Consider the following 7841-nt stretch of genomic DNA (forward strand, 5'->3'; position numbering starts at 1 on the left):
CAATCACGTTGATCACGAGGACACCAGCAAGCCCAACGACAGCTCCGATGACGCCGCCGATCAGACCTTGAACGACAGATTCACCTGCCACTTGTCCCACAATGCGCTTGTTGGACCAACCAATCGCCTTGAGGGTTCCAAATTCACGAGTGCGACGTGTCACGCCTGAGATGGTGAACAAGATGGCAATCAAGAATGCTGCCGCCAGCACGGCAACAGACAGCCAGAGACCAAGGTTACTCAGCAAGGAGGAAGCGGTCGCTAGGGATCCTGAGACGCTTGATGCGAGATCTTCTTGTGTACTCACCGTGGTGTCAGGTAGAGCAGTTTCGATATCTGCCTGAACTTGCGCGATGTCGGTGGCACTTTCAGCCTGGACGTAAATGTTGCTGATCATGTCTGTCTGGCCGGAAATGGACTGTGCCATATCTAGCGGGATATAGACATTTGCGGCTGTTGCGGCATCACCCGATGTGGCAGAAACGAGACCCACAATGGTGAAAGTTGTTCCACCGATGTCGATGGTGTCTCCAACAGCTAGTTCAGAAGTAGTGGCATAGGCTGCGTCGAGTACTGCATTCGCCTGTCCAGCGTCAGCTGCATCCAGGCCACGGCCATCCGTGAGCTCTACTGCAGAGAGTGGACCGACTGCGGCACCTGCAGGGTCAAGACCCAGCACACTGAATGAATTCACATCGAATGCACTTCCACCGGCGCCATCAGCTCCGCCAGTTGGAGCTGTCAGTTCTGTTCCAGGAGCGCTCTGCGCCTGAGATCTGTCTGGAATTTCACCACTAAACGTCATATTGGTCAATGCCAAGGTCGCCGCCGCTGCCTTAACGTTCTCAATTCCCAACACGGTTTGTAAGGCATCCGAGGACATGGTTGCCGACCCGGGGCCGCTCGTCAACCGCGACGCGCTGAGTGCGGTTGAACCATCCGTGGTTTCACCATCGCCGGAACCAAATTCTAAACGGCCAGGGCCGCCCTCACCCTCGCCGGGCGCTGTGGGAGTTTGGCTCACGGAAATATCAGTACCGACGCCATAAACGCTTTCAAGAACTTTTGATTGCGCTGATTTCACTCCTGCGGCAACGGAGTTGACGATGATGACGAGGGCGATGGCAAGCGCCATCCCCGAGGCAATAATTGCCGTTTGTTTACGACGACCGCTGAGTTCGCGTCGCAGATATGTGAAGAACATGTGGAGCTCCTAAGTAGGGGGGTAATGCTCCTGAATCTATGAACGTTTGCTGTGTGAAGCGTATGGAGAAGATAAGAACCACCTATGAATAATGGGTCCGGCACTCACACAACCATCCCCGTACGACGTGCTGAATTTCGGCGGTGATTTTCAACCATTCATTTTTATGAAATCGAAGAATTTCATAACCTAGATTTACCCAGAAAGTTAGGATAGCCTTACCTAACTAGAAACCATTACACGAGAGTTCAAACATGACAGCACCCATCTCGCAGCTCCTCAAAGAGGCATCTGCCGAACAGCACAAGGCCGCAGAATCTAGTGGTTTTATCACTGAACTCATGCGTGGTGAATTAGATCTTGATGCCTACACGACGTATCTCGCTAACCTCGCCTGGGTTTACGAAGCACTTGAGCTGCAAACACACCACGGCGAAGCTTTCCCTTCGTCCGAGAATCTCTGGGATGCAAAACTAGATCGCTTTGCCTCGATCGAACATGATTTGGTTGCCCTCGGTGCCGCCGATTGGCGTGAGCACTTCCCCGTCAGCGAAAGCTTGGCGGAGTATTGCACAGCGCTCATGCGCCTCAATGGCAAGGCAGATTTTCGCCTTATTGCTCACCACTACACGCGTTATCTTGGCGACCTCTCTGGCGGTCAAGCCATCTCCGCGCTCGTAGCACGTCACTACGGAGCGACACCCGAGCAGTTGAGTTTTTGCAACTTCACAGAAATCGAGAACAACGTTCGATACAAAGAGAACTACCGCGCAACGTTAGATGGACTCATTCTGACCGAGGAAGAAATTGCCCTTCTAGTCGAAGAAGTTCAATACTCGTTCACTCTCAACCAGAAGCTATTCGAGGACCTCGGCGAGAAATCCTGCAACTAACGAGAGCACATTACCCGTATAGCTACGTCTGATTTCAGGCGGAGCTATTACATTTTGCTCACAACAGCGACAGCAAGACTGTCCGTGGGCTATGCTCAACTATTCGAAGATATATTCGAATAGTAGGAGGGGATCCAGATGGCAACACCAACACCAGAGTTAGTGGTCAGACCACTGAGCGGGGAGTCAATTCCGGCAATTCTGGCTGCCTCCACTGCCGTTCAAGCGGGCTTTCCCTCTCCCGCGCAAGATTATTTTGATGGGCGAGTAGACCTCAACACTCACTTGATCAAAGACGTGAACTCCACGTTCATCGTGCGGGTGGCCGGCGACAGCATGAAGAACGCAGGTATTAGCGATGGCGATGAAGTCATCGTGGATCGAGCCCTGACACCTCGCGACGGTGACGTCGTGGTGGCAGTGCTCGATGGCGAGTTGACTCTCAAGCGACTATTCATTCGTTCTGAGCGAGTACTGCTCAAAGCAGAGAACCCTCGCTATCCCGACATTGCCGTGGACACCTTGAGTGAACTCACCATTTGGGGTGTTGTCACCAGGTGTTTGCACCATGTTTGATTCGGTACTCAATACAGCGTCTCTGCCAGAATCCCAGCGCCGCATCGCCCTCGTTGACGTCAACAGTTTCTTTGCCTCCTGCGAGCGCGTCTTTGACCCCAGCCTGGAAGGCAAGCCCGTTGTGGTGCTCTCCAACAACGATGGCTGTGTGGTGGCACTGAGCAAAGAAGCGAAAGCTCTCGGCGTGAAGATGGGAATTCCGTGGTTCAAAATCTCTGCCTGGGCACCATCCGTGGGACTGGTGGCCAAGTCGTCCAACTATGAGCTCTATGGCGATCTCTCTTCACGCGTGATGAGTATCTTGCACGAGTTCTCTGCTCATGTGGAGGTCTATAGCGTCGACGAGGCATTCCTGGAGCTCAAGGGAACCCCCGAAGAGCTTGTGGCCATAGGTTATGAGATCAAGGCCACTATTCAGAACAAGCTGGGCTTACCGGTCTGTGTGGGTATTGGCAGGTCCAAGACGCAGGCCAAGCTGGCCAATAGTGGCGCCAAGAAGTCTGCCGGGCTGAACGGCGTATGTAATCTCGACACCTTCACGCCAGCGCAGATAGACCACATCATGGCTGCTCTGCCTGTGGACAATATCTGGGGTATTGCGAGACGCCTGAGTAAACGCCTCAACAGCATCGGTATCCACACCATCAAGGATCTGCGAGATGCGGACCCGGTCCGCATCAAGAAGAAGTTTGGTGTGGTGGTGCAGCGCTCACTCTATGAACTACGCGGCATCGACTGCATCAAGCTCGAAGGCGAGCGCCTGGTCAAGAACCAAGTGATGTATTCACGCAGCTTTGCCACCCCTGTGACCACGCGGAAACAGATGGAGGAAGTCCTCGCGGTCTATGCCCAACGAGTAAGTAAACGCCTGCGTAAGCAGGGTTCTGTGGCCGGGGCGTTGACCTGCTTTGCCGGCACCTCCCGCTTTGCTAATGAACCCTTCCACTCTCCCTACAGAAATGCCATATTCTCGGTTCCCACCAACGACCCCGTGGAGATCCTCAAAGCATCAAGTGCCGTCCTTCTCGAGTGCATCGAAGACGGACGGAAGTATGTGCGAGCAGGAATCATGCTCCATGATGTGAGCCCCAAGACTTCCCACCAATACCTCGACCTATTCACCCCCATCCACGAGAGCAGACAGCTCGGCGAAGTACTCGATCACGTGATGGAGAAGCACGGCGCCTTCAGCATTGGCCTCGGCGCCGCCGGCTTCAAGTCACCACGTCACTGGGAAATGAAGCGAGAGATGCTTTCGTTGAGAGCCACCACTCGTTGGGATGAACTGGCCACGGTGCATGCGCGTTAGCGGAGGAAATTTCCGAAGAAGTCAATAACCCCACTAACAAGCATGCTGATGATTCCAGGACTAGATGAGGCGCCATCATCTTCCATCGCGGCCTCGATGTTCAGATCATCATCGAGTTCTTCGTTCTTTTTCATGATTCCCCCTCAACACGAATTCTAAGAACTACTGCGTTCCTGCCGTAATACCGCGCACCAAAGTGCGCTGGAAGAACAAGAACACGAGCAAGGAAGGCAGCGCAGCAAGAACACTAGCCGCTGCAACGAGTTCACCTGGAGCCCCACCAAACTGGCCGTAGTTGACCATAGAGATGGCTAGAGGAACCGTCTGGCTTGCCGTGTCAGGCAAGAGCAGAAGGGTGAGCAAATACTCGTTCCAGTTGTTGACGAACAACAACAGGGCAACAGTCAACACCGTGGGGGTCATCAGAGGAAGAACAACCTTCCACATCACCTGCCACTTGTTGGCTCCATCAATCTCGGCAGCTTCTGCCAGCGAGGCAGGAATGTGATTCATCACATTCGCCAACAGGAATATGGCAAAGGCGCTGCCAATAATGCCCAGCGGCATGATCAAGAATCCGATGCTGCCGTATTGACCGGTCATCTTCGAGAGCAAGTAGATGGGGAATGCCACTGATTCAACAGGGAGCAAGAAGATCAACACACTCAAGGTGATGACGAGGGGACGCAAACGGTGCTTGCCCACGCTCACGGCATAGGCAACAGGGAATGCCAGGAACAAACTGATCAGAACCGCACCAATACTGATGGTGAAGGAGTTGAGAATCTTCTGACCAATATTGATGCCACCGAAGAACATCTCGAAGTTGTTCCAGGCAATTTCCTTAGGAAGATCCAGGAATCCACTGGAGGCAAAGTCTTGACTGGATTTCACCGACGCCAGTACGACCATGATCACCGGCAACAGCCACATCACTGCCACAGCAATGACCAGTGCAATAACCCCAGACCTGGGCAGGCGAGAAAGTGCTCTACGCATCGCGGTTCACCACCCGGGCACGCAGTCGAACACTCACGAAGGTGATACCGAGGAGTCCACCAATGATGAGCGCCAGCGTGGTCACCAAAGCAGAACCAATACCCACCGAGGCGCCGCCAAAGAAACTATCGATGGCAAACGTGGACGGCGACATCGTCGCCCCGTTGGGACCACCACCGGTGAGATAGAAGACGGGGGCAAAGACCTTCAACGCGCCCACAATCAAAAACAACAGAACGACAAAACTTTCCGGGCGCAGAGATGGGCCTGTGACCCAGCGAAGCCGTTGCCACCAATTAGCTCCATCAAGTTGAGATGCTTCTAATACGGAGGGGTCCAGTCGAGACAACCCGGCTAGGAACACAACGTAGGCAAACCCGGTTTGTAGCCACAGCATGAAGAAAGCAACCGCCAACAGGGCAGTATCAGGTTCACGAAGCCACTCTGTGGTCACCTCGCCCATGCCAAGTTGCTCAAGGAAGGTATTGAGCGCTCCCTCAGAACCATCCAGCATCCACATCCAGATCATTCCCGAGACAGCGATAGGGACGATCTGAGGCAGGAAGAAACCCGTTCGGGCAACGGGAACCAACTTGGAACCGAACTTGCCCACGAATGCGTCATAGGTTGCCACGGCAAGCACTAACCCCAGAAGTGTGGGAATAAGGGCATAGGGAATCACATAAAACGCACCATGAATCCACGATTCCCAGAAGTCTTGATTGTCCAGGATGTTGCGGAAGTTGTCTAAGCCCACCCATTTTGCAGGCCCATATCCTGGCCACTTGAGGAAACTGATCCCGACATTCCAGAAGAACATGCCAAAAAAGAACACCACGAGCACGCCAAGGCCGGGGTAGAGAAACCACCCATAGCCCTTCTGTCGCCTGGCGACACTCGTTCGTGCTGCCATGTCTAGAGCGCGTTGTGCGTGAGTCGGCCACCATTGAAGGTAGCAGCGACCGGCATAGTGCGCAGCTCCTCAACCGAGGCATACAGCGGGTCAATATCTACGACACACAGGTCTGCCCGCTGCCCCACCGCAACACGGGTTCGAACAGAGGCATCAATGGCAGCTTGTGGTTCAATGCGCTGTTCCGGGTGCCACGGCTCACGCGTATCGCGTGTGCGCTCCACGGCGGAGGCAATAGCGAACCAGGGATCCAGTGGTGCCACCGGTGCATCTGAGCCCATCGTCAGTTTCACGCCCGCATCCAGCATGGATGCGAAGGGGAAACAACGGTCGGTGCGGCCTTCCCACAGCACGTCTGCCACATCACGGTCATCCATGGCGTGTTCGGGCTGAACAGAAGCAACCACACCCAGCTCCGCAAAGCGTTGAATATCTTCCCACGCCAGTAACTGGGCGTGCTCGATGGTTCCGTCGCAGCCCACTTCCTCAAAAGCATTGAGGGCAAACGTGTTGGCGTCATCTCCAATGGCGTGAATGGAGCAATTGATGCCCGCAGAACTTGCTTTTGTCATCAACGCGACGAGTTGGTCATAGGAAGTGTTGAGCATGCCTCGGGCATGTTTGCCGGTGAGCCCAGGGTAGGGATCATGACAGAAAGCAGTGCGGGTATTCAGCGAACCATCGGAGATGAGTTTGTAATTACCCATCCGGAGCAACCCTTCAGTGGAAGCAATCGTGTCCCCGGTGCGCAGGCCCGTCTCAATCGCGCGATCGAGGTTCTCGGTATAGACACTGAACTCGACCTGCAAGTAGTCGTTGCCATTACCAATACGGCGGCGCCAGTCAGGAAGAATCCACCCCATCTCGAAGTCCACGATGCCCACAACACCCCGTGCTGCCGCAGCTTTGGAACCTTCAAGTACTGCCTTGTCGAGTTCTTCAGGACTCAAGTCCCCCAGCGAACCCCAAATTGCAAAACAGTCATCTTCGACGAGCAAACCCGTAGGGTGACCTGCGTGACCACGCGCTTCAAGCGCTGTGGTGTTGAGCCAGACGCTGTGGCCATCGCCACTAAAGAGATAGACCTCTTCATCTGGACATGCTGCATCAAGAATGCTGAAGTGGGGCTCTTCTTCCCACAAACTTCCACGCCAGCCAAAGCCCACCATAGTTCCCGGGTGAGTGGCGTGACGAGCCTTCACGCGCTCTCCGACTTCACGAACAGAGGCAACACCTTCAAGGTTCAAACGCTGCAACAGCATTGACCACGTGGTGAAGTGAGTGTGGGTGTCCCACATCCCAGGGATCAGATAGCGGCCGCCCAGGTCGATGGTTTCACCAGCAGGATCAAAGTCAAGACTGATAGCTCCCGTAGCCCCCACGAACTGAATGTCGCTGATGATGCCGTCGGTGATGACGACGTTGATCAAGCTTCCGATCAGTCCACGTTCACCAGGAATTCGTGCGTTAGTGAGGGTGAGTTGCATAGCTCAAGTTTGGCATGACGGACACCAATAAAGCTTGCGGTTTGCCATCTCATCCAGACGAATATTCGTGCCACATTTCAGACAGGGCATACCTTCACGTTTATAGACCCAGTGGCGATCTGCCCGGTTAGCCATGGCCTTGCGCCAGGCATCACCTTCGAGCCCATCAATGGTCATCATTTGACCAGTGTTGACACCGATCTCTAAGAGATACACCCAGTCGCGCCAGAGCGCCCACGCTTCATCCTTGGTGATGAGTTTGCCGGGGCGATAGGGATCGATACCCGCACGGAACAAGATCTCGGCACGATACACGTTGCCAATGCCTGCGACCACAGACTGATCCATCAAGAGCAAGCCAATGGCCGTGTTCTTCTTTCGAATGGCGTCCACAAACTTCTGCCCCGCCACATCACTGGGGTCACGTTGAGGATCAGGCCCTAAGCGGGCCAGCACAGCA

General features: G+C 54.3%; 9 protein-coding genes. 3 read left to right on the forward strand and 6 right to left on the reverse strand.

Translation table 11 applies throughout. The features are described from left to right. On the reverse strand, nt 1-1204 hold a 1204-nt coding region (locus RR877_RS09195; protein WP_332627993.1), incomplete at its 3' end, for an ABC transporter permease. A gap of 254 nt (nt 1205-1458) precedes the next feature. Between RR877_RS09195 and RR877_RS09200 the strand changes: the two genes are divergently transcribed. The 3 genes from RR877_RS09200 (at nt 1459) to RR877_RS09210 (ending at nt 3982) form a co-directional block, all read left to right on the forward strand. Further along, nucleotides 1459-2097 (forward strand): biliverdin-producing heme oxygenase, encoded by a 639-nt coding sequence (locus tag RR877_RS09200; RefSeq protein ID WP_332619118.1) that lies wholly within the window; start codon nt 1459-1461, stop codon nt 2095-2097. 138 nt (nt 2098-2235) lie between these two features. After that, nucleotides 2236-2673: a translesion error-prone DNA polymerase V autoproteolytic subunit gene (umuD, locus tag RR877_RS09205; RefSeq protein ID WP_332619117.1), complete on the forward strand. Its 438-nt coding sequence runs from the start codon at nt 2236-2238 to the stop codon at nt 2671-2673. Then, on the forward strand, nt 2666-3982 hold the full coding sequence (locus tag RR877_RS09210) for a Y-family DNA polymerase (protein ID WP_332627995.1): 1317 nt from the start codon (nt 2666-2668) through the stop codon (nt 3980-3982). The genes umuD and RR877_RS09210 overlap by 8 nt, the downstream gene beginning before the upstream one ends. On the opposite strand, the gene RR877_RS09215 is transcribed toward RR877_RS09210, so the two are convergent. From RR877_RS09215 to RR877_RS09235, 5 genes are all read right to left on the reverse strand, one after another. Then, complete coding sequence (locus tag RR877_RS09215) at nt 3979-4116, reverse strand: hypothetical protein (RefSeq protein WP_332551264.1); 138 nt, start codon at nt 4114-4116, stop codon at nt 3979-3981. The genes RR877_RS09210 and RR877_RS09215 overlap by 4 nt on opposite strands. 28 nt (nt 4117-4144) lie before the next feature. Continuing rightward, entirely contained in the window at nt 4145-4981 is an 837-nt protein-coding gene (locus RR877_RS09220) for a carbohydrate ABC transporter permease (protein ID WP_332551265.1), read from the reverse strand. After that, on the reverse strand, nt 4974-5894 hold the full coding sequence (locus RR877_RS09225) for a sugar ABC transporter permease (protein WP_332627997.1): 921 nt from the start codon (nt 5892-5894) through the stop codon (nt 4974-4976). Before RR877_RS09225 ends, RR877_RS09220 begins: the two co-directional genes overlap by 8 nt. A 2-nt stretch (nt 5895-5896) precedes the next feature. After that, on the reverse strand, nt 5897-7381 hold the full coding sequence (locus tag RR877_RS09230) for an amidohydrolase (RefSeq protein WP_332551268.1): 1485 nt from the start codon (nt 7379-7381) through the stop codon (nt 5897-5899). Between the two features lie 3 nt (nt 7382-7384). Beyond that, on the reverse strand, nt 7385-7841 hold a 457-nt coding region (locus tag RR877_RS09235; RefSeq protein WP_332627999.1), incomplete at its 5' end, for a zinc finger domain-containing protein.

Origin of the sequence: Aurantimicrobium sp. (assembly GCF_036667855.1) — a bacterium.
Classification (GTDB): domain Bacteria; phylum Actinomycetota; class Actinomycetes; order Actinomycetales; family Microbacteriaceae; genus Aurantimicrobium.

Excerpts from the sequence above, each read along its gene's own strand:
- RR877_RS09215 (WP_332551264.1), bottom strand. The coding sequence starts at position 4,116 with ATGAAAAAGAACGAAGAACTCGATGATGATCTGAACATCGAGGCCGCG.
- RR877_RS09225 (WP_332627997.1), bottom strand. The coding sequence starts at position 5,894 with ATGGCAGCACGAACGAGTGTCGCCAGGCGACAGAAGGGCTATGGGTGG.
- RR877_RS09200 (WP_332619118.1), top strand. The coding sequence starts at position 1,459 with ATGACAGCACCCATCTCGCAGCTCCTCAAAGAGGCATCTGCCGAACAG.
- RR877_RS09220 (WP_332551265.1), bottom strand. The coding sequence starts at position 4,981 with ATGCGTAGAGCACTTTCTCGCCTGCCCAGGTCTGGGGTTATTGCACTG.
- RR877_RS09210 (WP_332627995.1), top strand. The coding sequence starts at position 2,666 with ATGTTTGATTCGGTACTCAATACAGCGTCTCTGCCAGAATCCCAGCGC.
- umuD (WP_332619117.1), top strand. The coding sequence starts at position 2,236 with ATGGCAACACCAACACCAGAGTTAGTGGTCAGACCACTGAGCGGGGAG.
- RR877_RS09230 (WP_332551268.1), bottom strand. The coding sequence starts at position 7,381 with ATGCAACTCACCCTCACTAACGCACGAATTCCTGGTGAACGTGGACTG.